The sequence below is a fragment of the Acinetobacter sp. NIPH 2699 genome, assembly GCF_022549355.1.
Taxonomy (GTDB): Bacteria; Pseudomonadota; Gammaproteobacteria; order Pseudomonadales; family Moraxellaceae; genus Acinetobacter.
In genome coordinates this window covers 18,796-44,530 of sequence record NZ_JAKZGL010000019.1, presented here as the reverse complement: position 1 = coordinate 44,530, position 25,735 = coordinate 18,796, and the positions used below count along the sequence as shown (strand labels likewise).

Annotated in this window: 22 protein-coding genes; 7 read left to right on the top strand and 15 right to left on the bottom strand. The window is 40.7% G+C overall.

Features of this window, described 5'->3' with window-relative positions; translation table 11 throughout:
• Positions 1-87: 87 nt before the first annotated feature.
• The 4 genes from tatC to rdgB all read right to left on the bottom strand — a co-directional run bounded on the left by tatC (position 88) and on the right by rdgB (position 2,402).
• Entirely contained in the window at positions 88-864 is a 777-nt protein-coding gene (gene tatC / locus MMP72_RS14695) for a twin-arginine translocase subunit TatC (RefSeq protein ID WP_241406036.1), read from the bottom strand.
• 5 nt (positions 865-869) lie between these two features.
• Complete coding sequence (tatB, locus tag MMP72_RS14690) at positions 870-1,352, bottom strand: Sec-independent protein translocase protein TatB (RefSeq protein ID WP_241406022.1); 483 nt, start codon at positions 1,350-1,352, stop codon at positions 870-872.
• Between the two features lie 31 nt (positions 1,353-1,383).
• Entirely contained in the window at positions 1,384-1,602 is a 219-nt protein-coding gene (locus MMP72_RS14685; protein WP_241406021.1) for a Sec-independent protein translocase subunit TatA, read from the bottom strand.
• 176 nt (positions 1,603-1,778) lie between these two features.
• Entirely contained in the window at positions 1,779-2,402 is a 624-nt protein-coding gene (gene rdgB / locus MMP72_RS14680) for an RdgB/HAM1 family non-canonical purine NTP pyrophosphatase (protein WP_241406020.1), read from the bottom strand.
• Positions 2,403-2,808: 406 nt separating this feature from the next.
• Here rdgB and MMP72_RS14675 point away from each other — a divergent pair, with 406 nt between their 5' ends.
• Positions 2,809-3,021: a cold-shock protein gene (locus MMP72_RS14675; protein WP_241406019.1), complete on the top strand. Its 213-nt coding sequence runs from the start codon at positions 2,809-2,811 to the stop codon at positions 3,019-3,021.
• Between the two features lie 138 nt (positions 3,022-3,159).
• Here the strand turns inward: MMP72_RS14675 and MMP72_RS14670 are convergent, their stop codons facing one another.
• The 8 genes from MMP72_RS14670 to MMP72_RS14635 all read right to left on the bottom strand — a co-directional run bounded on the left by MMP72_RS14670 (position 3,160) and on the right by MMP72_RS14635 (position 14,511).
• Positions 3,160-3,747 (bottom strand): sel1 repeat family protein, encoded by a 588-nt coding sequence (locus tag MMP72_RS14670; RefSeq protein ID WP_241406018.1) that lies wholly within the window; start codon positions 3,745-3,747, stop codon positions 3,160-3,162.
• A complete protein-coding gene (gene metW, locus MMP72_RS14665) occupies positions 3,744-4,337 on the bottom strand; it encodes a methionine biosynthesis protein MetW (RefSeq protein ID WP_004672910.1) in 594 nt (197 codons plus the stop codon). The genes MMP72_RS14670 and metW overlap by 4 nt, the downstream gene beginning before the upstream one ends.
• Entirely contained in the window at positions 4,337-5,497 is a 1,161-nt protein-coding gene (locus MMP72_RS14660) for a homoserine O-acetyltransferase (protein ID WP_241406017.1), read from the bottom strand. The genes metW and MMP72_RS14660 overlap by 1 nt, the downstream gene beginning before the upstream one ends.
• 113 nt (positions 5,498-5,610) lie before the next feature.
• The gene (leuA, locus tag MMP72_RS14655) at positions 5,611-7,308 is read right to left on the bottom strand and encodes a 2-isopropylmalate synthase (protein WP_241406035.1); all 1,698 of its coding nucleotides are present in this window, start codon (positions 7,306-7,308) and stop codon (positions 5,611-5,613) included.
• A gap of 397 nt (positions 7,309-7,705) precedes the next feature.
• Entirely contained in the window at positions 7,706-8,809 is a 1,104-nt protein-coding gene (locus MMP72_RS14650) for an alpha-hydroxy acid oxidase (RefSeq protein WP_241406016.1), read from the bottom strand.
• A complete protein-coding gene (locus MMP72_RS14645) occupies positions 8,809-9,492 on the bottom strand; it encodes a Fe2+-dependent dioxygenase (RefSeq protein ID WP_241406015.1) in 684 nt (227 codons plus the stop codon). Before MMP72_RS14645 ends, MMP72_RS14650 begins: the two co-directional genes overlap by 1 nt.
• Positions 9,493-9,590: 98 nt before the next feature.
• Entirely contained in the window at positions 9,591-11,870 is a 2,280-nt protein-coding gene (locus MMP72_RS14640; RefSeq protein ID WP_241406014.1) for a catecholate siderophore receptor Fiu, read from the bottom strand.
• Positions 11,871-12,333: 463 nt separating this feature from the next.
• The gene (locus tag MMP72_RS14635; RefSeq protein ID WP_241406010.1) at positions 12,334-14,511 is read right to left on the bottom strand and encodes a TonB-dependent receptor; all 2,178 of its coding nucleotides are present in this window, start codon (positions 14,509-14,511) and stop codon (positions 12,334-12,336) included.
• 254 nt (positions 14,512-14,765) lie between these two features.
• On the opposite strand from MMP72_RS14635, the gene tig reads away from it, so the two are divergent.
• The 4 genes from tig to MMP72_RS14615 all read left to right on the top strand — a co-directional run bounded on the left by tig (position 14,766) and on the right by MMP72_RS14615 (position 19,128).
• Positions 14,766-16,097: a trigger factor gene (tig, locus tag MMP72_RS14630; RefSeq protein ID WP_241406009.1), complete on the top strand. Its 1,332-nt coding sequence runs from the start codon at positions 14,766-14,768 to the stop codon at positions 16,095-16,097.
• Positions 16,098-16,303: 206 nt separating this feature from the next.
• Positions 16,304-16,909 (top strand): ATP-dependent Clp endopeptidase proteolytic subunit ClpP, encoded by a 606-nt coding sequence (gene clpP / locus MMP72_RS14625; RefSeq protein ID WP_004672895.1) that lies wholly within the window; start codon positions 16,304-16,306, stop codon positions 16,907-16,909.
• Positions 16,910-16,939: 30 nt separating this feature from the next.
• Positions 16,940-18,250 (top strand): ATP-dependent protease ATP-binding subunit ClpX, encoded by a 1,311-nt coding sequence (gene clpX / locus MMP72_RS14620; RefSeq protein ID WP_241406008.1) that lies wholly within the window; start codon positions 16,940-16,942, stop codon positions 18,248-18,250.
• A gap of 161 nt (positions 18,251-18,411) precedes the next feature.
• Positions 18,412-19,128 (top strand): DUF2846 domain-containing protein, encoded by a 717-nt coding sequence (locus MMP72_RS14615; protein ID WP_241406007.1) that lies wholly within the window; start codon positions 18,412-18,414, stop codon positions 19,126-19,128.
• A gap of 117 nt (positions 19,129-19,245) precedes the next feature.
• Here MMP72_RS14615 and MMP72_RS14610 read toward each other — a convergent pair whose 3' ends face one another.
• Positions 19,246-20,772, bottom strand: coding sequence for a fumarate hydratase (locus MMP72_RS14610; protein WP_241406006.1), 1,527 nt, complete (start codon positions 20,770-20,772; stop codon positions 19,246-19,248).
• A 189-nt stretch (positions 20,773-20,961) separates the two neighbouring features.
• A complete protein-coding gene (locus MMP72_RS14605; protein WP_241406005.1) occupies positions 20,962-21,822 on the bottom strand; it encodes an AraC family transcriptional regulator in 861 nt (286 codons plus the stop codon).
• Positions 21,823-21,997: 175 nt separating this feature from the next.
• Here MMP72_RS14605 and MMP72_RS14600 point away from each other — a divergent pair, with 175 nt between their 5' ends.
• On the top strand, positions 21,998-22,903 hold the full coding sequence (locus tag MMP72_RS14600; protein ID WP_241406004.1) for a DMT family transporter: 906 nt from the start codon (positions 21,998-22,000) through the stop codon (positions 22,901-22,903).
• Positions 22,904-22,927: 24 nt separating this feature from the next.
• Complete coding sequence (locus MMP72_RS14595) at positions 22,928-23,533, top strand: class I SAM-dependent methyltransferase (RefSeq protein WP_241406002.1); 606 nt, start codon at positions 22,928-22,930, stop codon at positions 23,531-23,533.
• A 70-nt stretch (positions 23,534-23,603) separates the two neighbouring features.
• On the opposite strand, the gene pta is transcribed toward MMP72_RS14595, so the two are convergent.
• Positions 23,604-25,730, bottom strand: coding sequence for a phosphate acetyltransferase (pta, locus tag MMP72_RS14590; RefSeq protein ID WP_241406001.1), 2,127 nt, complete (start codon positions 25,728-25,730; stop codon positions 23,604-23,606).
• Positions 25,731-25,735 lie beyond the last annotated feature (5 nt).

Below are 25,735 nucleotides of genomic sequence, written 5' to 3'. Positions count from 1 at the left end.
ATGATATCTCAGTGTTTTTAAGTTTTATAAGATACTGTAATAATTATCTATTTTTTAAGATAGGGAGAGCACGCACACGCAAATCATTTAAGCTTGTTCAGTGGTCTTTCTCAGTAAAATTCGCCCTAAAAGTAGCCCGAGTTCAAATAATAACCACATGGGAACAGCAAGCATTAACATACTCAGTGCATCGGGTGGTGTAACAAACATCGCAATAAAAAAACACCCGACAATGATATAACGCCGTTTTGTGACTAAAGATTCAATCGTAATAAAGCGTCCTAAAATCAGCATAATGGTGGCAACAGGAATTTCAAAGGTAATGCCAAAGACCAAAAATAGCTTTAAACAGAAACTGAGATAGCTATTAATATCGGTCATAGGCGCAACAGAATCAGGAGATGCCTGCATAAAAAAGCCTAAAACCGCTGGTAAGGTAACAAAATAAGCAAAGGCGATGCCTGCATAAAATAAAACAATACTGGAAAATAAAATCGGTAAAGCAATTTTCATTTCATTTTTATAGAGAGCAGGAGCTAAAAATTGCCAAATCTGATACAGAATAAAGGGCATAGCAATCATTAATGCCACATAAAAATTAAGTTTAAAGGGTGCCATAAAGGTCGCTGTCACATCCGTTGCAATCATGGTCGCATGTGCTGGTAAACGACCACGCAAAGGTGAGGACAGCATTTCATATAAATGATTTGCAAAGGGCAGCATCACAAAAAACAAGGCCAGAATTAACCCGACACATTTCATGAGTCGCTTCCGTAACTCAATTAAATGCGTCGTAAAAGGCAGTTGCTCAAGTTCTTCGGTATCACTACTTTTTTCAAGGAGGGAAGGGCTTTGACTATTCATTTGGGTCATACGGCGACAACTTTTTTAGGATCTTGCTGCAAGGCATGTTCTGGAACGGTATGCTTTTCTTGCTGTGGTGAAATGGGCTTGGACAGTTGTTGTGGTTCAATCTGAGTGGCTGTATCGGTCGTTAAAGTGGCTGTCTCATGGTTTACCAGCATTTGACTTTCAGCATGTACGGCTACGGGAGATACCGCTTTTTCGATCTCTTTATGTTGTTGATCGACTTCTTTTTGAATTTGGTTGAGCTGTGCTTGCATGTGTTGTTCGATTTCTTTAAATCGGGCAATTTCTTGTTCCATTTTTTCCCGAATTTCCGTAATGTCTAACTCACGCTCAATATCTCGCTGTACATTACTGATCAGCATTTTGACCTGACGATACCATTTGATGACAGATCGTACGGCAGTTGGTAATTTATCTGGACCAAGTACAATCACGGCAATGATTGCAAAGACCAGTAATTCAGTCATACCAAGATTTAACATGATGGCTCCTCAAGCATGATCAAGCTAAAACTTAGCTTTTGATATGGCTTTTAGATTCATGATTTACATCTTGTGCTGATGTTTGATGCTCAATTAGTTTGGGATCACTCTCTTCTTCGCGAACAGATTTTTTAAAGTCTTTGATCGCGCCGCCTACGTCTTTACCTAAGTTTTTTAGTTTTGATGTACCAAACAATAAAAGCACAACGATTGCAAAAATCAGTACATGCCAAATAGATAAACCAGCCATCAGTTATTCTCCAAAAATAGATTGAATCAGAATGCTGATATGACAACAGTTAAGGATGACAACAATGTGACGTTAATATTGCAGTTTTAAGACAGGACTGGAGCGAGAGGGCGCGTAACTGAGAATGAAGAGGGGATTGAAGATGCTCTAATCATACATTAGAGCATCTTATGGGATTAGATCAAACTTGCTTTGAAAAGTTGCATCGCTTGACCACGATGACTGATTTTATTTTTTTGTTCTTTACTTAACTCAGCACTGGAAAGGTTGAGTTCGGTTAACCAGAACAATGGATCATAACCAAACCCATTTTCACCACGGGCAGCTTCAAGGATCTGTCCTTTCCAAATCCCTTGGAAAATTTGTGGCAGTGGATCTTCGGCATGTGTAACTAAAGCCAAGACACAGACAAACATGCCTTCAATTGGCTCGGCATTTGGGCGGAATGGTTTAAGATCAGCCAATAGTTTTTGATTATTGGCTGTATCGTCGCCGTGTTCACCTGCATAACGTGCAGAATAAATCCCTGGCGCACCATCTAAAATAGGTACACATAGACCCGAATCATCGGCAATTGCTGGCTTACCAGAAATTTTTGCTGCATGACGTGCTTTGATAATGGCATTTTCAACAAAGCTCAAACCGTCTTCGATGGCATCTTCAATATCAAGTTTGCCTTGAGGAATAATGTCGATCGGTAGATCAAGTTGCTGAAACAGATGCTCAAATTCTGCAACTTTACCTTTGTTATTACTGGCAAGAACGAGACTGCCGTGTTGTAGCCAATGTGGAGTAGACATAATTGGTTCGAGAGTATCTTGATTGAATAACTAGGATTTTAGTGAATTTTTTAGAATGAGAGTAGTTAAATTATTTTAGCTGGTACGATTTCGATGAGGTCGAGAATAAAATGTTTTTTAATCTAAAGTGGGTAAGTCCATTGAAAACGCTAGCGTAATTCATTTGATTTTTTATCTTTTATTTAATTCAATAATATAAGATATAAAAAACTTGAATATTTATTTATTTCATGTATGATTTGACTAACTAGAAAAATTATTGTTTTGGTTAATCTTCTCTAAGTATCGCAGTTTTAGTCATAATCCTTCGTTTTTTACAGATATCAAGCTCAATTCTTCATTATTTTTCAAAGTTATCGTTAGCCATACAATGTGGCTAAAATGTTAAAATTCAATAGGATATATTATGTCTACTACAACAGTTACTGGTACAGTGAAGTGGTTTAACGAAACTAAAGGTTTTGGTTTTATTCAACAAGAATCAGGTCCAGACGTATTCGCTCATTTCAGCGAAATTTCAAACTCAGGTTTCAAAACTTTGTTTGAAGGTCAACAAGTTTCATTCAGTATCGCTCAAGGCCAAAAAGGTCCAAATGCTGTGAATATCGTTGCTTTGTAATAAGTAACCCAGCATTCAAAAAAAGCACTTTCTAGTGCTTTTTTTACGTCTGGTGTTTGGAAAAATGATAGATTTCTATGCTGTTCTAAAGCATTAAAAAACCGACTTTATAACAAGTCGGTTGGATTTATTTTAAAATTAAAGCCCTTGAATCCATTTATCTGCACGATCACGGGCAGTACGAATCTGTTCTTGAGTCAAGTTTGCAGCCAAAGCTGTTTTTTTACCCTCAGAAAGGCTAATCACTTTGGTATCAAGCATGCCATCACGTGTTGAAAGCTCATACCATTGATAAGCGCCCATATAGTTTTTCTTTTGTTCTTCCATCATAGCAAGATTAAAGCTAGCACGGTTATCACCATTACTTGCCGCTTTTTCAAAATACTTACGTGCTAAAACTTCATCTTTCTTCGTACCCATGCCATCGGCATACATACGACCCACATTGAGCTGAGCTGCTGAGATGCCCTTATCGGCTGCTGCTTTAAACAGGGCGAATGCTTGTTTCTCATCTTTTGCAACATCTTTACCATATTGGTAACGTGTCGCCAGATAAAACTGTGCTCCTGCTTGACCTGCTTTGGCTGCGCTTTGTAATTCACCGATACTCATCACTGAGTATCGCGCTGCTTGTGTTGCAACTGATTGTGGTTGAGCAACATAGTCAGCGTGCGCTTGTATACTGATCAGACCAAACAAAAAGGTGCTGATAAATGTCTTTTTCATAGTGCGCTCACTCGATAAATTGCGACTTCACCAAATAGGTTCGGCATATGCTTGCTGAGCACACTACCTTGTTGGTCACCATTAACGGCAAGTCGATTAATAATTTTAATCCGATTCTCAGCACATAAGGCTTCAAAGTCTCGGAAAGTACATAAATGAATATTCGGGGTGTTATACCACATATAAGGCAAGGCTTCCGAAACAGGCATTTTCCCTTTCAACGCAAGAAAAGAACGTGTCTTCCAATACGCAAAGTTTGGAAAAGTAATGATCGCCTGTTTGCCGACACGCACCATATCACGAAGTAATACATCAGGTGCATCTACAGCTTGCAAAGCTTGTGCCATGACCACAGAGTCAAAAGACTGGTCCGCAAAACGGCTTAAACCTAAATTTAAGTCCTGTTGAATAATATTTAACCCCCGACTGATGGCAATTGCAATCTTTTCTTGATCAATTTCTAAGCCATAAGCACGAATATTGTGTTGTTTGCTCATATGAGCCAATAATTCACCGTCCCCACAGCCCAAATCGAGTACGCTGGTATTCGGGGTAATCCATTTTTCGGCAAGTTGTTGGTCTATACGCATTAGATTGCCTCCAACTGGGTGGATTGTAACTGCTGTTCACCCCCTAAAAATGCACGTAATGTTTTCACATACAGTGGAATCGGGAACAAGAATGAGTCATGACCTTGTTCAGCTTCAATCTCTAAATAGCTGACAGGTTGATGATTATCAATCAATGCATCGACTAACTCTTGAGAGCGACTTGGACTAAAACGCCAATCCGTGGTAAATGAAATCACTAAAAATTGGCATTTCGGCTGACGCATGGCGTTCGTTAATGAATGCTCATACTCACGAGAGGGATCAAAATAATCCAATGCCTTGGTCATAATCAAGTAAGTATTTGCATCAAAATTGCGACTAAATTGTTCGCCTTGATAACGCAAATAACTTTCGACTTGGAATTCAACATCAAAACCATACATAAACTTGCCCGATTTTAAATCTCGCCCAAATTTTTGTTTCATGGCTTCTTCAGATAAATAGGTGATATGACCGACCATCCGCGCCAAAATTAAGCCACGTTTGGGATAGCTATCATTTTCCAGATAACGTCCATGATGGAAGTCTGGATCAGAAAGAATCGACTGGCGCGCGACCTCATTAAAGGCAATATTTTGTGCTGATAATTTAGGTGCGCTGGCAATGATGGCACATTTTTTTAAGCGATCTGGATAGTCCAAAGACCATTGTAATGCTTGCATTCCACCAAGAGAGCCACCGATCACCGAGTACCAAACATCGACCCCAAGACGATCAGACAGCATGGCTTGGGTTTTGACCCAATCTCGAACTGTGACGAGGGGGAAGTCAGGACCATACGGACGGTTTTCATTTTCAGGGTTGGGTGATGTTGGGCCAGTCGAGCCGTTACACCCACCGATATTGTTGAGAGACACCACAAAAAAGTGATTGGTATCAATTGCTTTTCCGGGTCCAATACAACCATCCCACCAACCCGCTTTTTTATCATCTTCATGATGAAATCCAGCGGCATGATGATGTCCTGATAATGCATGACAAATGAGAATGGCATTGGAGTGGTCTGCATTGAGTGTTCCATAGGTTTCAACCATTAGGTCGAAACGAGGCAGAATCCGTCCGCACTCAAGCTCTAATGGGGCTTCAAATGAAAATTTTTGTGGTGTGACTAAACCCACTGAATCCGATGGAAAAGACACTAGAATGATTCGCCTTGTATAAAGTTTCTTAATCAATAATAAAAGGATACCAATTCAGGTACCCTTTCAAAAGTCATTTTTTCGATATTTAAATAGGTTGAATCATCAACACTTTAGATTGCAGCGGCAACCACTTGTTCAGTGGTCAACACGCCTTGTTCAATCAAGCGATTGGTACATGCAATAATGGCTTCGATTGATGAGGTGACGATGTTGTCATGTACACCAGCACCAAACGCACTTTTACCTGTACCTTTGACTTGGATTTCGATCAATGCAAGTGCTTTGGCATTTGCACCAGAACTGATACTGCGTTCTTCATAGTTCACCACGTCGATTGGCAATTGTAAGGCATCTAACATGGCAGAGATTGGACCATTCCCTTCACCACGTAGACGTTGTATTTCACCTTCAATTTCAATATCTAACTCAATGATTTGTGTACCATTGATATCAGACAATTGATAATGCTTGGTTTGATAATGACTATTTTTCACATCCACATAAGTATCTTGGAATAATTCCCAAATCTGATGTGCACTGATTTCAGTCTCATTTTCATCGGTGTATTGTTGTACGATCTGGCTAAATTCGATTTGTACACGACGCGGTAAAGCCACGTTGTAATTCGACTCTAACAAGTATGCAATACCGCCTTTACCCGATTGGCTATTGACACGAATCACTGCATCGTAGTCACGACCTAAATCTTTTGGATCAATCGGTAAGTAAGGCATATCCCACATTTCTTGATCTTTTTGGAATTCGAAGCCTTTTTTGATGGCATCTTGGTGTGAACCAGAGAATGCAGTGAAGACCAAATCACCTGCGTATGGATGACGTGGATGCACAGGTAAGCCCGTACATTCTTCAACAGTGGCAATGATTTCATTGATATTGGAGAAATCTAAGTGTGGCGCAACACCTTGGCTATACATATTCAATGCCATCGCTGCTACGTCGACATTGCCTGTACGTTCGCCGTTACCAAATACACAGCCTTCAACACGGTCAGCACCTGCCATAATGGCTAATTCTGACGCGGCAATACCACAACCACGGTCATTGTGGCAGTGGACTGATATAATCACACCATCACGACGAGCTAAGTTACGGTGCATCCATTCGATTTGATCGGCATAGACATTTGGTGTCGAAACTTCAACGGTTGCAGGCAAATTCAAAATGACTTTATTGCTCGGCGATGCTTCCCAAATTTCGGTGACTGCATCACAGACGTCTTTCGCTACATCTAATTCAGTTGCTGAGAAACACTCTGGACTGTATTGGAAAATCCATTCAGTTGCAGGATATTGTGCTGCATATTCTTTGACTTTATTGGCTGCGTTTGTCGCAAGCTGTTTTGCGCCATTTGCATCAACATTCAACACTTTTTGACGGAAGGTCGGTGAATTTGAGTTGTAGATATGCACAATTGCGCGTTTTGCACCAACTAAAGCTTCAAAAGTACGTGCAATCAAATGATCACGTGCTTGAACCAAAACTTCGATATAGACATCATCTGGAATCAAATTTTCTTCAATCAACTTACGCGCAAAATCGAAGTCGATTTGTGATGCAGATGGAAAACCAATTTCAATATGTTTGAAGCCAATTTTCACCAACATATTGAACATTTTGAACTTTTGTTCCATGTTCATCGGTTCAAAAATTGCTTGGTTACCGTCACGAAGGTCGGTACTCATCCAAATCGGGGCTTGGTTGATTTCATTATTCGGCCATTGACGATCTGGTAAATCGACACGTTGGTACATACGGCGGTATTTTTTGCTTGGATCTGCCAACATTATGCTAACTCCTTGTCATAGCAGGGGTTGCATGTTCAGCGTAAATGCAACGTACTATAAATATATATGGTGTCTATCAGAATAAATTTAAAGAGGATTTATGTTTCGAGTGCCTAAAAGACTAGGCAAAAAATTTATACGCGCGCGAGGCGCAGCATCAGCAGAGCAGCGGAATGTTTGGTATATGACGGATGGGTAACGCTGTGATTTGTTTTCATGATCTACCATTCAAATCAGTTATTTGGTTTTGCAGCTATATTAATCACGTAATAGGAATCAGTCTAGGTGAAAATACAAGCACTGCAAAGGTCTATAAACATTTTAATTGCAACGAACAAGAAATAATTTCCTATTTTTGCACTGAGTGTAGGAATAATGAAAATATTTTCCGATATTTTATCTAATCTTGATAAATAAAGTCTTGGTTGATGTCATTTAAGGTAGCCGTTCCCATGAGTGCCATAGTGATTTCGAATTCTTCCTTTAAGATTTTCAAGACATGTGCAACACCTAAAGCGCCAGCGGTTGCCAAACCATAAATATAAGGTCGGCCAATCAAAACCGCAGATGCTCCCAGCGCAATTGCTTTAAAGACATCCGAACCACGACGAATTCCGCCATCCAATAACACAGGGTAGTCTGCGGGGACAACAGCTCTGATTTTTTGCAGAGCAATTAATGGTGAGATCGTTGTATCTAATACTCGTCCACCATGGTTAGACACAATGAGACCCGAAACACCATATTCTAAAGATTTTTTGGCATCGACAGGGTGGAGTACGCCCTTCAGAATCACTGGCAAATCTGTATGCTTGATTAACCATGCAATATCCTCCCATTTCGGTGCCATTGCCATCAACCCATGAAAAACTGGATGCTCTCCCTCATTTAAATGACTGATTTCAAAATGAGCTGGGGCATGTGGATGTTGCATATCCGCTGGCAGTTGGAAAAAAGCTTTACGTTCGCGATCTCGAATACCGACATGTGGAGCATCAATGGTGATTACGATGGCTTTATAGTGATGTTGTTGTGCAAGTTTGACTAAGGCTAACGATTTTTCTCGATTCCCTTGCCAATACAATTGAAACCATTTATAGGGATTTTCTTTGTTGAGATTGGTCAGGTGTGTATTGGTTAAAGTACTTAAAATAAAGTTGCTTTGCATAACTTCTGCGGCAAGGGCAGAGGCGTATTCCGCTTGAGAATGAAACAGCGCTTGGTGCCCGATCGGCGCTAAAAACAGAGGGTGAGGATAATGTTGCCCAAATAAATTTAGCTGTGTATGTCCAGCAGTTAAATCATTTAAATGACGTGGAGTCAATTGGATATCCTGAAACTGGAGCATATTGCGGCGCACACTGAGTTCGTGCATGGCTCCACCTTGTAAATAGTGCCAAGTTGATTCGGGGAGATGCAGTTGGGCTTCAGCTTCATAATCAGCAATGGTTTGTAGCTTTGCTGGAATCGCCGTTAAAGGCGGGAGGGGATGCAATTGAGGCATTATAGCGTTCCCCATTGTCTCAATAAGTTATGATAATGGCTTGTCAATGCAACAACTTCATCTGAATCCCCAAGTTGTTGTCTGAGTTTTAAAATCGTCATGTCTAAATTAAACAGCATGGTTCGTTGCCAGTCATCTTTGACCATACTTTGAATCCATGTAAATGCGGCAATGCGACTACCCTGAGTTACAGGCTCTACTCGGTGCAAGCTGGTTGAGGGATATAAAATTGCATCACCTGCATCCAGTTTGACTTCATGGCTGCCATAGGTATCTTCAATAATCAGTTCACCACCTTCATATTCATCAGGTTCAGATAAAAAGAGGGTAATTGAGACATCGGTGCGAATCGTTTGTCCTATTCTTGAAGAATATTGAATTGCACTATCCACATGGTTGCCATAATTGCCATGATTTTGGTAGCAATTAAACATTGGAGATAAAATGTGTTGGGGAAGAGCCGCTGAGCGGAGCAGTAAATTTTGTTGTAATGCCGTTAGCACACTCTGACTGATAGATCGGTATACATCACTATGAATATCGATTTGTAAGTTGTTTTTCATCAGTTGTGCTTGTACGCCCGCACTCTGAGTACCATTGACCCAAAGTTCTTGTTGTTTGAGTTGCTGACGAAGTTCAGTGACTTGTTGCTTGTTTAATAGTTCAGGAATATGCAACATCATTTTTAAAACCTTTCAATACGAAACAGCCTGCCCGAAAATTATATCTTTTCTGACAGGCTGTGCTTATTTATTAAACCTTAAAAGACTCAATAAACAATTTAGAACTTATAGTTGAACGTTAACGCTGCCGAACGTGGTTGACCTAAAACAAAGCGGCTACCACCATTGTTTAATGCACTGATGTATTCTTTATCAGCAAGGTTATAAACATTGAGGTTAACTGATGCATTTTTATTAATGCTATAACCTGCCATTGCATCGAATACAACATAAGATGGAACAGATGGCATATTTGCTGGAGCCTTACTATCTGTAATCACACGTTTTTGTTCATCTACATAACGTGCGCCTAAACCGACCTTAAAGCCCGCAATATCATATGTTGTCCATAAAGATGCAGTCCAATCTGGTGACCAACGAACTGAATCAGTGATCGTTTTATCGCCATCAGCATTAAAGCCTTGCTGATTTTTTTGCTTGGTTTTCATATGAGCAACGCCCGCAGAAATATTCCAAGCATCTGTGATTTGACCGACTACTCCAAGCTCTACACCCTCAACACGTGTTTTACCTTCTTGAATAGATTCTTTGGTAATCGGGTCAGTGGTAAACTGGTTTTCATTTTCAGTGCGGTATACTGCTGCGTTCAAAGCTAACTTACTCTGTAACACATCCCACTTTCCACCCACTTCATAGTGATTGGTTTCCTGTGGTTTAGCAAAAGAGTTATTGGCATTATTTTCTGCGGCTGACAGACCAAAGTTTGCACTGCCTGGAGGGGTTAGTGATTTTGCATAAGACGCATAAACACTGCTATTTTCCGTTGGTTTAAATAAGCTACCCAGTTTCCAACTGACTAATGTGTCATGTGCTTTTAAATCAGTTGGTGTTTTGGTCACAATACCACTTGTCGAATTGGTTGCAACGGTTAGTGCTTCATAATCGGTATGATAATAATCTACACGTACGCCACCATTAAATTGCAAACGATTGTCTAATAATTTTATTGTATTAAACAAATATGCCGCGGCTGTTTGAGTTTCGCCATCACTATAAGCGCCTGTGTAAACCAATTTAGGCATTACGTCATAATGATTTGGATTGTATAGGTTTGCAGGTTTTGTTGACGGTGCTGGAATTTGCCCCGGTGCTTGAGTTGATAACGTACGAGAAATTTGCTGCTCTTGCAGAAACTCTAAACCAGCAACGAGGTCATGTTCGACTGCACCTGTTTTAAAGTTAAAGTTTAATGCTGAAATATTAGCTAAGATTTTATTTTCTTGATCTACACCTTGATGCGAGCGGGCAACCGTCCAGTCATGAGGGTTGTCTGATTGTTGTACTGGTGTTGTGTTTGGTATATTTCGGCTTAATCCATTAATCCCTGTTAAAGCTCGATTCATTTGAGATTTGCCATAACGGGTGGTGTTGGTAAATTTAATTTTTTCACCAAAATCACTTTCGATTTTTGCGGTGATCATATCAGCATCAATATCTTCATAATCATTGACGCTGCCGTAGTAATTAGAGCGGTCAACTTTTTTAGCACTATTTAATTTAGCATCCGCATTAAAAAAGCCTTTCATACCAACGGTTGGAATACCACCGTCTGGAGTGTTACGTTGGCGAATGTGTTGTGAGTATAAGTAAAAACGTGTGTCCGAATCCAAGCCAAAAGCAATTGAGGGGGCTACAGCCCAACCGTTGTTTTCAATGACATCACGACCTTCAACTCCACCATCTTGACCCATTGCATTTAAACGAATAGCGACACTTTCATTGATGGCCTGATTGATATCGGCAGTTAAACGTGCATTTTCAGCAGTGTTATAACGTGCAGAAACCTCACGACTATTTTCAGCTTTTGGTAACTTAGTAACTAAGTTGATATAACCAGAAGCAGAACCACGACCGGCTTCAGCACCTGATGGACCTTTCACAACTTCGATTTGTTCTAGGTTAAATACATCACGGCTTACAGCACCAAGGTCACGAATTCCATCTACATATGTTGATGTTTGGGTAGAGAAACCACGCATTTGGAAAGTATCACCAGCACTGGTATTCCCATTCTCACCCATTTGAAGGGTAATCCCCGGCGTGTTACGCAGTGCTTCCATTAAAGAGGCTGCACCTTGTTCTTGTAGAAGTTCTTTTTTGATGACTTGTACGGTTTGTGGTGTATCAACTAACGGTTGTGTATATTTTGGAGAGCTTACAGTATTGGCTTTGTAGGTATTTTCTGCTTTCACTTCAATTGTTGGAAGTTGAGCAACATTTTCTTCTTTAGGTGCAGCATGTGCAGCTAATGGTAAACTTGCAGCGAGTGCAACGAGCTGTGTAGTACCAATATGTTTACGACTTTTGATCTTTGCCATTGAGAGAAACTCCGAAATTGAAGTGGTGAATGACAGAACTAACAACGTTGTGAAACTTTTACGAATAATGCGGTAAAAGTGAATTAATTGTTAAAATATGTAACAATGTGTGCGAAGTCTAATGATAATTATTATTACTATCAATAGCTTTATTTGTCATGGTTTTCTGGTTTAGGGATTAATTTTATTTAATATGTTGAAATGCATAACTATTTATTCTTGGATTGATAATGTCGATACATTTATTTTCTATAAGTGGATAAATAAATGTATGAAATTCAATAAATTAAAGTGAAGTTAGAATAAATATAAAATCATCAAGTTATTTTTAATTTTTGGTTAAATTGGCTGTAATAGCACTTTATTGGTAATTTGTAGGGCTAGGCTGAAATTTAAGCAGCAAAGCATTTTTGTGTAAAAAAGGCCATCCATGTGGATAGCCTTAAGAAGCTGAGCTGGAAATTTAGAATTTGAACGTTGTACTTAGCTGTACACGACGACCTTCTTGAGTGTTACTGTAACGATTATAGTAACTGTTCTCGAGTTTCACATAATCGGTAAAGTTTTTATCAAAGACGTTATACAATGCTACGCCAACATCCCAGTTATTGGTGATATTAAAGTTAGAACCCATATGGAACAGGGTATAAGCCTTATAGTCACCTAACTCGTCATAAACCTGCTTCTCAGCCGTAGTGAGATTGTCATAGGTTTTGAGGTAGCGTGCACGATCACTACGATATTCGGCTCTTGCCCATAATTGTGCATTATCACTGGCTTGCCATTTTACGATCGCATTCACGATGTGTTCTGGTGTGTCGTTTAATGGAGGATTACCCAATGTCGCATCATCAATTTCGGTCTCTGTCCAAGTGTAATTAAGGCCTAATTTCCAATCAGCAGCAAATTCCCAGTTTAAACCAGTTTCAATCCCGTAGATTTCGGCTTTTTCGGCATTGGTTGGGCGAGTGACGTTCCATGAATCAGGTGTCCCACGGTTATCACTCATAATCCATGGTGTACCCACACTGATCATAAAGTCTTCACATTCTTCTTTATTGGTTGCTGTTGAACATCTTAGCTCACTATTGCCGCTGACAATTTTATCTTTCACCTGACTATAAAATGCGGTCACGTTAAAGTCGAAGTTATTATTATTGTTGAAGTAAGTACCGATTTCAAAGTTATTACTGGTTTCAGGTTTTAAATTTGGGTTACCAAATAAAGGTGTACGACCTTGTCCACCAACGTTATAGATTCCATTAGTCAAACGTTCTAAACGAGGTGCTTTATAGCCTTCACTATAACCACCCTTAACTGTCCAGTTATCATTTGCCGTCCAGACGGCATAAGCACGTGGTGTCCAGAAGCTGCCAAAGGTATCATGATCGTCATAGCGAACGCCGACGGTGAGTGCGAGTGCATCAGTTAATGACCAAGTGTCCTCTACAAATAAACCAAATTGTTTGAATGAAACGTCCTGATTGACCCGTAAACCATCTTTAATACTCGCATCCCAATATTGACCGCCGAGAGTGATATTGTGTGCAGCAATCACTTGAGTAGTAAATTTGGTGTCAAAAATTGTATCTTCACTTTCCAGCAAACGTGGTGTGATTGTATTTGACATATTTTGGGCGCGTGCAGGAATTAAGCGACCCACGGTCTCGGTTTTGGTGTGGCTCAGGCTAGAATCTAATGTACCGTAATCTGAACGCCATGTATGGGCCAAGATTACTTTGTCGCGATTATATTTTTGGGCCTCGCCATAGCCACCATTTGCACCTAAAGTACCAAGCTGCCCTTTACTATTATCATACCATTGCTCTGTACGCTCAAACTCAGTAGAAATATCGTGCTGTTTTGTTGGCGTGAGAGTGAGTCGCACGCCCATAGTTTCAATTTCTGATTTAGTTGGGTTATTGCCCATACTTAATTCAACATCACTGCCAGTATCATCAGGTCGAGTAACAAAAGATTGGCTACGCTCGGCTTTACGACCACGAAGTTGGATACCTAGTAAATCCTTAATAAGTGGACCTGTCACAAAAGCATCAACAGCACGTTGGTTGCCAAAATCGGAAGAATTCGGGAGTATAGTTCCTTCTAACGTAACTGAGCCAGTCCATTCATCTGTTACTTTTTTAGTGATGATATTGACAACTCCTCCAATAGCATCTGAACCGTAAAGGGTAGAAGCTGGACCACGTATAACTTCAATTCGTTCAATTGCTGAGATAGGGGGGATAAAACTATTATTGCTTTCACCAAAACCATTTGGGGCAATATCCCCAGTCGAGTTTTGACGGCGACCATCCACAAGTACTAGCGTATATTCTGCATCCATACCACGAATACGAATATTTAAACCGCCAGTTTTCCCTGCTGTAGGGCTAATATCTACACCCTCAACATCAGCTAAAGCATCAGCAATTGAGGTAATACGCTTGGTTTTGAAATCATCCTCCGTAATGACAGTAACTGATGCTGGCGCATCAGTAACTTTTTGTTCATATCCTGCGGCAGTTACTACAATCGTTGAAAGTTGATGCGGCGCTGTTTCTGCCTCTATGGCATAAGCTGAGTGAGCAGATAGAGCAACTAATGCGACTGAAAGTGGATGAAGTTTGAACTTAGACATAAAGATATTCTCAAAAAGTGAGAGACAAGTAAGCAATAAAAGAGCATTGAAATAATAATGATATGCTTTATCATTTACAACAAAAAGAAACACTATTTTAAGTTTCATTTAAGAAATGTGTTAAATCAGTATTAATTAAGAGAAAAAAATAAAGTAAGTGACTTTTTCATCATCTAATTTTGTATATCTGAAAAGTTGTCATATAATGTGGCACTTTAAAAAATTGTTATTACTAACTATATATCGAGGAAGCCATGCAAGTAACGACTGAAGCGGTTTCGGGCGTTGCCCGTCGTTTAAATGTTTCTGTACCGACGAGCCGTGTTAACGAGCAGTTTGAAGCTCGCTTACAGCGCACTGCCAAAACTGTGAAGATCAACGGCTTCCGTCCAGGTAAAGTGCCTTTAAATGTAGTACGCCGTGAATATGGTGCGGGTATTTATCAAGAAGTTGTGAATGACATCATTCGTGACACTGTATTTGAAGCAATTCAACAAGAAAAAATCAATGCTGTCGGTATGCCGAACATTGATAAAGTTGAAAACAAAGATGATGCTTTAGTTTTTGAAGCGACTGTTGAGGTTTATCCAGAAGTTGAAGTGAAAGCTTTTGCTGACTTGGAAGTTGAACGTAAATCATCTGAAATCAACGATAAAGACGTTGATACCATGATCGAAAACTTGCAAAAACAACGTCAAACTTGGGCTGTAACTAAAGGTATGGCGAAGAAAGACATGCAAGTGACTTTCGACTTTGAAGGTACTGTGGATGGTGAGAAGTTTGAAGGCGGTACTGCTGAAGACTTTAAACTGGTACTTGGTTCAGGTCGTATGATCCCAGGTTTTGAAGATGGTATTGTTGGCATGAAAGCGGGCGAAGAGAAAGTGATTGATGTGACTTTCCCTGAAGATTATCAAGCTGAAAACTTGGCTGGTAAAGCTGCTCAATTCAAAATCACAGTGAAGCAAGTTGAAAAACCAAAGCTTCCAGAAATTGATGCTGAATTCTTAAAGATTTTTGGTGTGACTGAAGAAGAAGGCTTAGACAAGTTAAAAGCTGACGTTCGCAAGAATATGGATCGTGAAGTTCGTAACGGTCTTCGTAACCAAATTAAACAAGCTGCATTTGATGCACTTGTTGCTGCAAATGAGATTGAAGTACCAGCTTCAATGGTTGCTCAAGAAATTGACCGTCAACGTCAACAAATGATCCAACAGTTTACGCAACAGTTTGGTGCTCAAGGTGCGCAATCATTTGATAGCAGCATGCTTCCTGATGAATTGTTCAAAGAACAAGCTGAAAAATCAGTTAAACTTGGTGTATTAGTTAGCAAAGTCATGGCTGATGCGAAACTTGAAGTTGATCAAGCGCGTGTAGAAGCTTATATCGATGACATGGCTTCTTCTTATGAAGATCCAACAGAAGTTGTTGAATACTTTAAAACGGATAAACAGCAACGTGCTCAAATCGAAGCTGTGGTTTTAGAAGACCAAGTGGTTGACCATATTTTAGCTGCTGCTAAAGTAAATGAAGTTGCTGTAAGCTATGAAGACTTATTGAAAGAGCAACAAGCTCGTCGTGGCTAATCTTTCAAGAGTTGAGAAGAAAGGCGCGTAAGCGCCTTTTTTTATCTGTCTTTGTCTATGTTATGAAAGTGTTAATTTGTCAAAAAATTGCCAGATTTTAGTCTAAATAATCGAATATTTCAGATTGAACCTTTTGCAATTTCATCGATTATCCCTCATATTGTTGGCATAGATCGTGCCACAATAATTTAGGAATAAGTAAACGTATGTATGTTCCAACAATTGATAATGCTTTAGTTCCTGTAGTCGTTGAGCAGTCATCTCGCGGTGAGCGTTCATTTGATATTTTTTCACGCCTGTTACGCGAGCGTGTCATTTTCTTGACGGGTGAAGTCGAAGACAACATGGCCAACTTAATCGTTGCACAAATGTTGTTTCTAGAAGCTGAAAATCCAGAAAAAGATATTCATTTATATATCAACTCACCAGGTGGTTCTGTCACTGCGGGTATGGCGATTTATGACACCATGCAGTTTATCAAACCTGATGTGGTGACTTATTGTATGGGGCAAGCTGCATCGATGGGTGCATTCCTATTAAATGCAGGCGCTAAAGGAAAGCGTTATTGTCTTGAAAATGCGCGAGTGATGATTCACCAGCCTTTGGGTGGTTTCCGTGGTCAAGCATCTGATATTGAAATCCATGCACGTGAAATACTCTTTATCAAAGAACGCTTGAATCGTTTAATGGCCGAGCATAGTGGTCAAGACTATGAAACTGTTGCTCGTGATACAGACCGTGATAATTTCATGACTGCAAATGCCGCTAAAGAATATGGTTTAGTTGACCAAGTATTAAGTAAGCGTCCGTAATTTTCTAAAGATTCAAGAATTGGAGTAAATATGTCCGAACATCCTCAAGGACAAAAACATTGTTCATTTTGCGGTAAAACGCAGTCTGAAGTCGGGAAACTGATTGCAGGTGAGGACGCATATATTTGTAATGAGTGTGTGGATGTCTGCTTGGATTTGGTACAAACCAGTCAACAGGTCGAAGCGGGTGATTGGGCAAGCAAAGCCTTGCCTAAACCACATGAAATACGTGCTGCCTTAGATCAGTATGTTATTGGACAAGATATTGCAAAGAAAACCTTATCTGTAGCGGTGTATAACCATTATAAACGCTTGAAAGTAGGGCAGTCTGGCCATACGGATCAAGAGGTTGAAATTGCGAAAAGTAATATTTTGCTGATCGGACCAACAGGTTCAGGTAAAACTTTACTTGCGCAGACACTTGCTCGTTTACTTGATGTTCCTTTTGCGATGGCAGATGCGACGACACTTACCGAAGCAGGCTATGTCGGTGAAGATGTAGAAAACATTGTGCAGAAGTTGCTGCAAAAAGCGGATTATGATGTAGAGAAAGCACAAAAAGGCATTATCTATATTGATGAAATCGATAAGATTACGCGTAAATCTGAGAATCCTTCGATTACTCGTGACGTATCGGGTGAAGGCGTACAACAAGCATTACTGAAAATGATTGAAGGGACTGTTGCTTCTATTCCACCACAAGGTGGTCGTAAGCATCCTCAGCAAGAATTTATCCAAATTGACACTGCCAATATTCTGTTTATTTGTGGTGGTGCATTTTCAGGCTTGGAAAAAATCGTCCAACAACGTCAAGAAAAGGGCGGTATTGGTTTCACTGCTGATGTGAAGAATAAAGATGATCGCAAGAAAGTATCAGAATTATTCCGTCAGGTGGAAGCAAATGACCTTGTTAAGTTTGGGTTGATTCCTGAGTTTATTGGTCGTTTGCCTGTGATCGCAACGTTAGAGGAACTTGATGAAGAAGCATTGATGCAGATTCTGACAGAACCTAAAAATGCGTTAACACGCCAATACCAACATCTATTCACGATGGAAGATGTGGATTTGGTCTTTGATGAATCTGCATTACGTGCTGTGGCGAAAAAAGCACTTGAGCGCAATACAGGCGCACGTGGTCTACGTTCTATTTTAGAAAATGTACTGCTTGAAACCATGTATGATTTACCAAGTCGTACAGATGTGGGAACTGTGATTGTCGATGAAGCTGTGATTAATGGTACAGCTAAACCGACGTTTAAAGCAGAGCGTTTACCGCAAGTGACGAAGACTGAAGTCAGTGAAAAGAAAGATTTGAAAGTGATTGACTCTAAATCGGCTTAACGCCAAAGATCTTTCGTTTATCTAAAAAAGCATGAAAGGCCTCGCTTTTCATGCTTTTTTTATTTGCAATTGGGCATTGAGGTGTTAATCTTAAAAATTGAAAAAACCGCATAGTGTTGCGCAGTTAAAAATAAATCCAAGAAAACGCCTTGAGGGATGTCATGCGTTATTTAATATTGTCATTATGTTGTGCAGGGGTATTGGCTGGCTGTCAAAGTCAAAAGGCAGTTGAACAGAATCCAACAGCACTGACCGCAACGCTACCACCTGTTGATACTGAAAAAGAACCAGGTTTATTCGATCAATATCATGTTGGTGGCTTCACTGTAGGTGGTTGGGTTAATCAAAAGTTAGGTCAATATTACGCACCCGTCAAACCACAAAATCAACAAGCTGCCGTGGTCTATCTTTATCGTCCAGATACTCGATGGAATCGTCAGGAAATTGCTGCGGCAAACTTATTTATTAATGGACATCGTATTCCAAGTTTGTTGCACAATCATTATTATTGGCTAGAATTACCAGCAGGGACTTACAGATTAAGCGTGAGCCGTCCTTTGGTTGGGTTACATTTCCAAAAACCGAAATATATCGATTTTAGCGTTGATGCTGAGCAAACTTATTTTATTAAATATGATGAAGAAAATAAGATTAATCGAAGTGAGCCTACGGGTCCATTTATGCTTACATCTGATAAAGTCGCCCGTCAAGAAATTGCATTTACACGGTTAAAATCATCGAGCTATAACTTTGTGGCACAGGATGAATCTGGCAAGATTCGCTCTAAACCACAAGAGCTTAAACCTGAGAAATATGATGCAAAATCAGAAGTGCATCTAGTGAAACCCTTTAAGTTATGGAATCCTTTGACTTGGTAATCATGCAAAGCTGAATTTAAACTATTATTGTCCTGCTCTTTTGATAATCGAACAGAAACTTAAAGTAAAAAATAGCCGAATCACATTGATTCGGCTATTTTTTAATATGCGTATTATTTATGACGCAGCGGCATCAACCACTGGAATCTTTCCAATCTTCGCTTGCCAGATTTTTGGTGCAGTCGCGTGGATCGAGGTACCATTCACATCAACCGCAACCGAAACAGGCATGTCTTCAACCACAAATTTGTAGATCGCTTCCATACCTAAGTCAGCAAATGCAACCACTTCAGCTTCACGTACTGCTTTAGATACAAGATAAGCTGCACCACCTACAGCCATGAGGTAAGTGGCTTGATTATCTTTGATCGCTTCAATTGCAGCAGGACCACGATCCGCTTTACCGATCATACCAAATAAGCCAGTGGCTTCTAACACTTGACGAGTAAACTTGTCCATACGAGTTGCAGTTGTTGGACCAGCAGGACCAACAACTTCATCACCCACTGGATCGACAGGGCCAACGTAGTAAATAAATTTACCTTTTAAGTCGACAGGGAGTTCTTCACCGTTATTGAGCATGTCAACCATACGCTTATGAGCCGCATCACGACCCGTATAAATCGTACCGTTTAACAGTAAAGTATCGCCTGGCTTCCAAGCGTTCATCTCTTCTTGGGTAATGGTATCGAGATTCACACGTGTTGATTTTGAAGAATCCCAAGTGACCGCAGGGTAATCTTCAAGTTTTGGTGCTTGGATATGTGCAACACCTGAACCATCTAATTGGAAGTGTGCATGACGCGTTGCAGCACAGTTCGGGATCATACCGACTGGTTTACCTGCAGCATGGCATGGATAATCTTTGATTTTAATATCAAGAACCGTGGTTAAACCGCCAAGACCTTGGGCACCAATACCAAGTGCATTCACTTTCTCGAAGATCTCGATACGGAGTTCTTCCATTTTGTTTTGTGGGCCACGACGAAGCAATTCGTCCATGTTGATTTCTTCCATGAGTGCTTCTTTTGCAAGCATCATGGCTTTTTCAGCAGTACCACCGATACCGATACCGAGCATACCCGGTGGGCACCAACCAGCACCCATGGTCGGAACGGTTTTAAGTACCCAATCCACAATTGAATCAGATGGGTTCAACATTGCAAGTTTAGATTTATTTTCTGAACCGCCACCTTTTGCAGCAACAGTGATATCGACTTTATTACCCGGAACGAGTTTGTAATGGATCACGGCAGGTGTGTTGTCTTTGGTGTTTTTACGACCAAAAGCTGGATCAGCCAAAACAGAAGCGCGGAGTACGTTTGAGTTCTCTAAGTAACCTTGGCGAACACCTTCGTTGACTGCATCATCTAAGCTCATGCTTAAATCAAATTTAACGTCTAAGCCAACTTCAAGGAATACGTTGACAATCCCTGTATCTTGACAGATCGGACGATGACCTTCAGCACACATACGTGAGTTGATGAGGATCTGGGCAATTGCATCTTTTGCAGCTTGGTTTTCTTCACGATCATAAGCACGGCTCATCGCTTGGATGAAGTCTTGTGGGTGATAGTAAGAAATAAACTGCAGGGCATCCTTGATTGATGTAATCAAGTCATCTTGTTTGATGATCGTTGTCATATCAAAATTCTCTTGAGCGGGCGATTAGCTGGCGGGCTAAATTATATGACAAAAAGTTATCATTGTGGGAGTTTTAGCTGAGATTTGGATAAGGCTTACTGAACTTTCATTGATGAATGTGCAACAAGCCCTATGGTCTAAAGAGGCAAAGCAATTTGGAGAAAATGAGCAAAAGGAAACACGGCGATCCTAGTTTTTTCTTAGTTGAGATGGAGCGTGGCCAAAATGCTTTTTAAAGCGATTGCTAAAATGGCTGCTTGAACTAAACCCATATTGTGTAGAAATTTCGGTGAGATTGAGGTTTGTTGTATGCAGTGCCTGATGTGCCAATTCTAGCCGACGTTGCATCACATACTGGTGTGGTGGCATGTGCATGGACTGTTTAAACATATGCGCAAAATGGTATTCACTCAGTTGCGTTTGTTGAGCCAGATCAGAGAGAGTTAGGCTGAGATGTAGATGCTGATCGATCCATTCTAATAGTTGTTTTAGTGTATAAGGGGCGAGACCGCCTTTAATTTCAGGTGCTTGCCACTGGGTGTCACTATAGTTTTTGATGAGATGATTCAGCAGTAACGTCGTAGCTGTACTCATCTGCAAATGGTTTTCACGATTTTGCCAAGCGCCGTTTAATAAAAAGTGTCGATAGATCATCGCAATGTGTGGGTCAGCCACAAAGCTTTGCGGATTTAAAATAATTTGATTGGGTTCTCGATCCCAAACTTGTTCTGCTACGCGTTTTAAGTGCTGTTCAGTATAGTAGAGATGCACAAAAGTCAGTGGGTCGCGAAGATCCCATGTTGATTCAAAATCCTGTGGCATAAGACACATGTGGTCAGGTCCACCGCCATTGTGCCAACCTTGAGCAGTCTTCTGATAACTCTGATAGCCACCTTGAATATACATACTCAAGGTGTGATGGTTGCTGCAAACACTGACACGATCTTGATTGTTTTGCCACATCGCCAATTGCATACCCGAACCGAGTTCTACTGAGTCCAGCAATTGCGCTTTATAGTGTTGTAATTGATCTAGAATCTGATATTTCATCTTCTACTCAAAGGCTTAGATATGTGACTAGTGTAGCGATTTTTAACAGATATTGTCATCTATGTAAGGGAATAAATAGAAAACCGCAAGTTGATGATAGCGCGCGCAAGATGGTGCAAGATATTCTGTTTTGAAACCAAGCAAAATAGTGAAAATCGGTTTGGGTTTAGAAAATATGAATGCGCTGTTATATGCATCGGTTGTGGTGATCTGGGGCACAACATGGATTGCGATTAGTTTGCAACAACAAAGTGGCATCGCAGCCAATGTTGCCGTGTTTTGGCGTTTCTTTATTTCTGCGATGATCTTATTTGTTTTTGTCATCTTGAGTAAAAAACTGCAAAAACTAAACCGTACAGATCACTTATTTTGTTTGTTACAAGGCTTATGCGTTTTTGGTTTTAACTTCGTCTGTTTTTACTATGCGGTGCAATATATTAGCAGTGGTTTAGAAGCGGTTATTTTTTCTATGGCAATGATTTTTAATGTGATCAATGCCAAACTATTCTTTGCTCAACAAGTCTCTACGCGTTTTTATCCCGCAGCTTTATTAGGCTTGCTCGGTATCATTGCTCTATTTTGGCATGATGTGATCGGAGCTGCCCTAAATCGCAATACCCTGATTGGTATTGCGCTGTGTGTATTAGGGACCTATGGTTTCTCGCTGGGAAATATGATCAGTACCCGTCATCAAAAACAGGGTTTAGATATTTTTACCACCAATGCTTACGGTATGCTCTATGGTGCGATACTGATGGCATTGATTTCATGGGGGAAGCAGGATACGTTTTTCCCAAGTATGGAGTTGAGTGCAATCACAGCTTTACTTTATTTGGCGGTCTTTGGCTCTGTGATCGGATTTACGGCTTATTTTTATTTGGTCGGACGGATTGGGGCAGGAAAGGCAGCATATAGTACATTGCTATTTCCTTTGGTTGCACTAGTGATTTCGACTGTATGGGAGGATTATCACTGGCAAATGAATGCGGTAATTGGTGTGATTTTGATTTTATGTGGCAATGCGATTTTCTTTATTAAAAGCCCACAAGCAAGAGTACTATCTACCTCAAAGCAGGCTTGAGTAATATCGAAAAGGAGTGCAACAGTGCAAGCAGATTTAGCAAAAAATATTATTGATATTTATAAAAAACATGGACGTGCATGGGCGGAGCTTCGTGGCAACCATTTATATGAACAAGCATGGTTAGATCAATTTCTTGCTTTGATTCCAGCTCATTCTCATCTTTTGGATTTGGGTTGCGGTTCTGCAAAACCCATCGCTGCGTATTTGATTGAACACGGCCATCAGATTACGGGGGTAGATGCCTCAGATACGATGATTGAAATGGCACAACAAAACTTCCCTGAGCAGCAATGGATACAGCAAGATTTTCGTAATTTTAAATCAGATCAGAAGTTTCAAGGGATTTTGGCTTGGGATAGTTTTTTCCATCTTACGCATGATGATCAGAGAAAAATGTTTGCATCTTTTGCGCATCATGCAGAGCAGGGAACCGTCTTAATGTTTACCAGTGGGCCAGCGCATGGCGAAGCCATAGGCGAACTATTTGGCGAGCCGTTGTATCATGCGAGTCTAGCAGCTGATGAATATCGCGCTTTATTAGCACAATATGGATTTGAAGTGATCAAGATGGTGGCAGAAGATCCTGAATGTACTGGGCATAGCGTATGGTTGGCAAAGTTTATTTAGAAAAAAACAGCTATTTATTGAAATAAATAGCTGTTTGAATTAAGAATTTGCAGTTGTGACTTTTACATTGCTATTCTGCTTGAATGGCGGTTAACGCAATGGTAAACACAATATCATCAACCAATGCACCACGAGACAAGTCATTCACTGGTTTGTTTAAACCTTGTAGCATTGGGCCTACACTGACCACATTGGCCGCACGCTGTACTGCTTTATAGGTTGTATTACCGGTATTTAAATCAGGGAAAATAAATACATTGGCACGACCAGCGACTTGTGAATCAGGCGCTTTTTGTCGCCCTACACTTTCAACGGAAGCAGCATCATATTGCAGTGGTCCATCAATCAGTAGGTCTGGTCGACGCTGTTGCGCAATTTCAGTGGCTTGACGGACTTTATCAACATCTGCACCTGTGCCAGAGGTTCCTGTTGAATAGCTGATCATGGCAATTCTTGGGTCAATCCCAAAGGCTTTGGCTGAGTCAGCCGATTGAATTGCAATTTCAGCAAGTTGTTCTGCCGTTGGGTCTGGATTAATGGCGCAGTCACCGTAAACAAATACTTCATCAGGTAACAGCATAAAGAAGATGGATGATACGAGAGAGTAGTTTGGTGCGGCTTTAATCAGTTGAAATGCAGGGCGAACCGTATTTGCCGTGGTATGAATCGCACCTGAAACTAAGCCATCCACTTGATCTAATGCTAACATCATTGTGCCAAGTACAACCGTGTCTTGGAGTTGGGCAATGGCTTGCAGTGCATCCAATTTGCCTTTACGCAGTTCGACCATCGGTTCGATATACTGTTCGCGGATGCTATCTGGGTCGATGATCTGTAAATCTTCTGGAAGCTGAATCCCACGTGCTTTGGCAACTTCTGCCACGGATTCAGGTTTGGCCAATAATACACATTGTGCAATGCCACGCGCCTGACAAATGGCAGCCGCTTGGACGGTACGAGGTTCATCACCTTCAGGTAAAACAATCCGTTTTTTAGCCGCAATTGATTTTTGCACTAACTCATAACGGAATGCGGAAGGAGATAAGCGTGGATGTACATTATTTTGGGTATGCTGATCAAGCCATTGGCTATCAATATGACTGGAAACAAAACGAGTGACTTGTTCCGCACGTTCTGTGTCATCAATTGGAATTTCATTACCAAAACGACTGAGTTTTTTCAGCGTCTCTAAGGTCGTAAGTGGAGTATGTAAAACAGGTAGGCCTTGTTTGATTGCACTTTGACAGAATTCTAAGACATTTGCTGAGGGTAGAGATTGTTCGGTGAGGACTAAACCTGCCAATGGGGTACCGTTACTACTGGCGAGGCTTGCAGCAAGCAAAGTATCTGTACGTTGTGACGCACTAATAATGAGTTCGCCTGCAACAAATTTGTGTAATTCAGATTCAATATTGGACGCAATTAAACTGGTATGCAATATGCGACGATGCTTGGCTTCACCTTGATGGAGCCATGTACCGTTGACGATTTCAGCAATGTCTAAACTTCGTGGCACACTAAGAATATTGCTAAAAGGAACTAAGCCGATGATCGGCAAGGCCTCTGTGCCGATAAAACGATTGTAGTGTTGTAGCTCTAAGGAAAAGTCAGCTATTTTTTGATCTAAGCGCAAACTTGGGTCAAGCGTGACAGGGATTGCGGCTGTATCTTCAGGTAGTCCCTTTGTACGCATAAACAATACGCCCGTTGTTCGTGTGGATGCTGCACCACCGAATTGACGTAAATGAGCATCTATTCGTTCTGCTGTTTTGCGTGGATCCGCTAAATCTGCGGTACTGACCAAGACCACTTGGGCATCAAGTGCTTGTGCGAGTGCGGCATTGACCTCGATTACAAAATGGTCTTGTCCATTGGGAACAAGCCCTTCAACGATAATAACATCATGATCAGCCGCAATTTGGCGATGCAATGCAACGGCTTCTTCTAGCAATTCATCGGTTTCACCGAGTGCAATCAGTTGGGTCAGTCGATCGTAAGTTATCGGTTCTACAGCATGATGCTGAAATAAATGTCGATATAACGTGGTGGTGCGATCAACGGTTACATCTGCAATTTGAGAAAATGGTTTTAAGAAACCAGCATTGATCCCTTTACAGTCCAGTGCATAAACCATACCTAAACAAGCTGATGTTAGACCAACACCTTCACCTGTGGGAATGAGTAAAATCGTATTCATAATGA

What these genes read in the sequence shown, in the direction of transcription:
- MMP72_RS14640 (WP_241406014.1), bottom strand. Translation starts at nt 11,870, where the DNA reads ATGGCAAAGATCAAAAGTCGTAAACATATTGGTACTACACAGCTCGTT.
- tatB (WP_241406022.1), bottom strand. Translation starts at nt 1,352, where the DNA reads ATGTTAAATCTTGGTATGACTGAATTACTGGTCTTTGCAATCATTGCC.
- clpX (WP_241406008.1), top strand. Translation starts at nt 16,940, where the DNA reads ATGTCCGAACATCCTCAAGGACAAAAACATTGTTCATTTTGCGGTAAA.
- clpP (WP_004672895.1), top strand. Translation starts at nt 16,304, where the DNA reads ATGTATGTTCCAACAATTGATAATGCTTTAGTTCCTGTAGTCGTTGAG.
- metW (WP_004672910.1), bottom strand. Translation starts at nt 4,337, where the DNA reads ATGCGTATAGACCAACAACTTGCCGAAAAATGGATTACCCCGAATACC.
- MMP72_RS14675 (WP_241406019.1), top strand. Translation starts at nt 2,809, where the DNA reads ATGTCTACTACAACAGTTACTGGTACAGTGAAGTGGTTTAACGAAACT.
- MMP72_RS14600 (WP_241406004.1), top strand. Translation starts at nt 21,998, where the DNA reads ATGAATGCGCTGTTATATGCATCGGTTGTGGTGATCTGGGGCACAACA.
- tatC (WP_241406036.1), bottom strand. Translation starts at nt 864, where the DNA reads ATGAATAGTCAAAGCCCTTCCCTCCTTGAAAAAAGTAGTGATACCGAA.
- MMP72_RS14650 (WP_241406016.1), bottom strand. Translation starts at nt 8,809, where the DNA reads ATGCCTCAATTGCATCCCCTCCCGCCTTTAACGGCGATTCCAGCAAAG.
- tig (WP_241406009.1), top strand. Translation starts at nt 14,766, where the DNA reads ATGCAAGTAACGACTGAAGCGGTTTCGGGCGTTGCCCGTCGTTTAAAT.
- MMP72_RS14615 (WP_241406007.1), top strand. Translation starts at nt 18,412, where the DNA reads ATGCGTTATTTAATATTGTCATTATGTTGTGCAGGGGTATTGGCTGGC.
- MMP72_RS14635 (WP_241406010.1), bottom strand. Translation starts at nt 14,511, where the DNA reads ATGTCTAAGTTCAAACTTCATCCACTTTCAGTCGCATTAGTTGCTCTA.
- rdgB (WP_241406020.1), bottom strand. Translation starts at nt 2,402, where the DNA reads ATGTCTACTCCACATTGGCTACAACACGGCAGTCTCGTTCTTGCCAGT.
- MMP72_RS14685 (WP_241406021.1), bottom strand. Translation starts at nt 1,602, where the DNA reads ATGGCTGGTTTATCTATTTGGCATGTACTGATTTTTGCAATCGTTGTG.
- MMP72_RS14605 (WP_241406005.1), bottom strand. Translation starts at nt 21,822, where the DNA reads ATGAAATATCAGATTCTAGATCAATTACAACACTATAAAGCGCAATTG.
- MMP72_RS14645 (WP_241406015.1), bottom strand. Translation starts at nt 9,492, where the DNA reads ATGATGTTGCATATTCCTGAACTATTAAACAAGCAACAAGTCACTGAA.
- MMP72_RS14610 (WP_241406006.1), bottom strand. Translation starts at nt 20,772, where the DNA reads ATGACAACGATCATCAAACAAGATGACTTGATTACATCAATCAAGGAT.
- pta (WP_241406001.1), bottom strand. Translation starts at nt 25,730, where the DNA reads ATGAATACGATTTTACTCATTCCCACAGGTGAAGGTGTTGGTCTAACA.
- MMP72_RS14670 (WP_241406018.1), bottom strand. Translation starts at nt 3,747, where the DNA reads ATGAAAAAGACATTTATCAGCACCTTTTTGTTTGGTCTGATCAGTATA.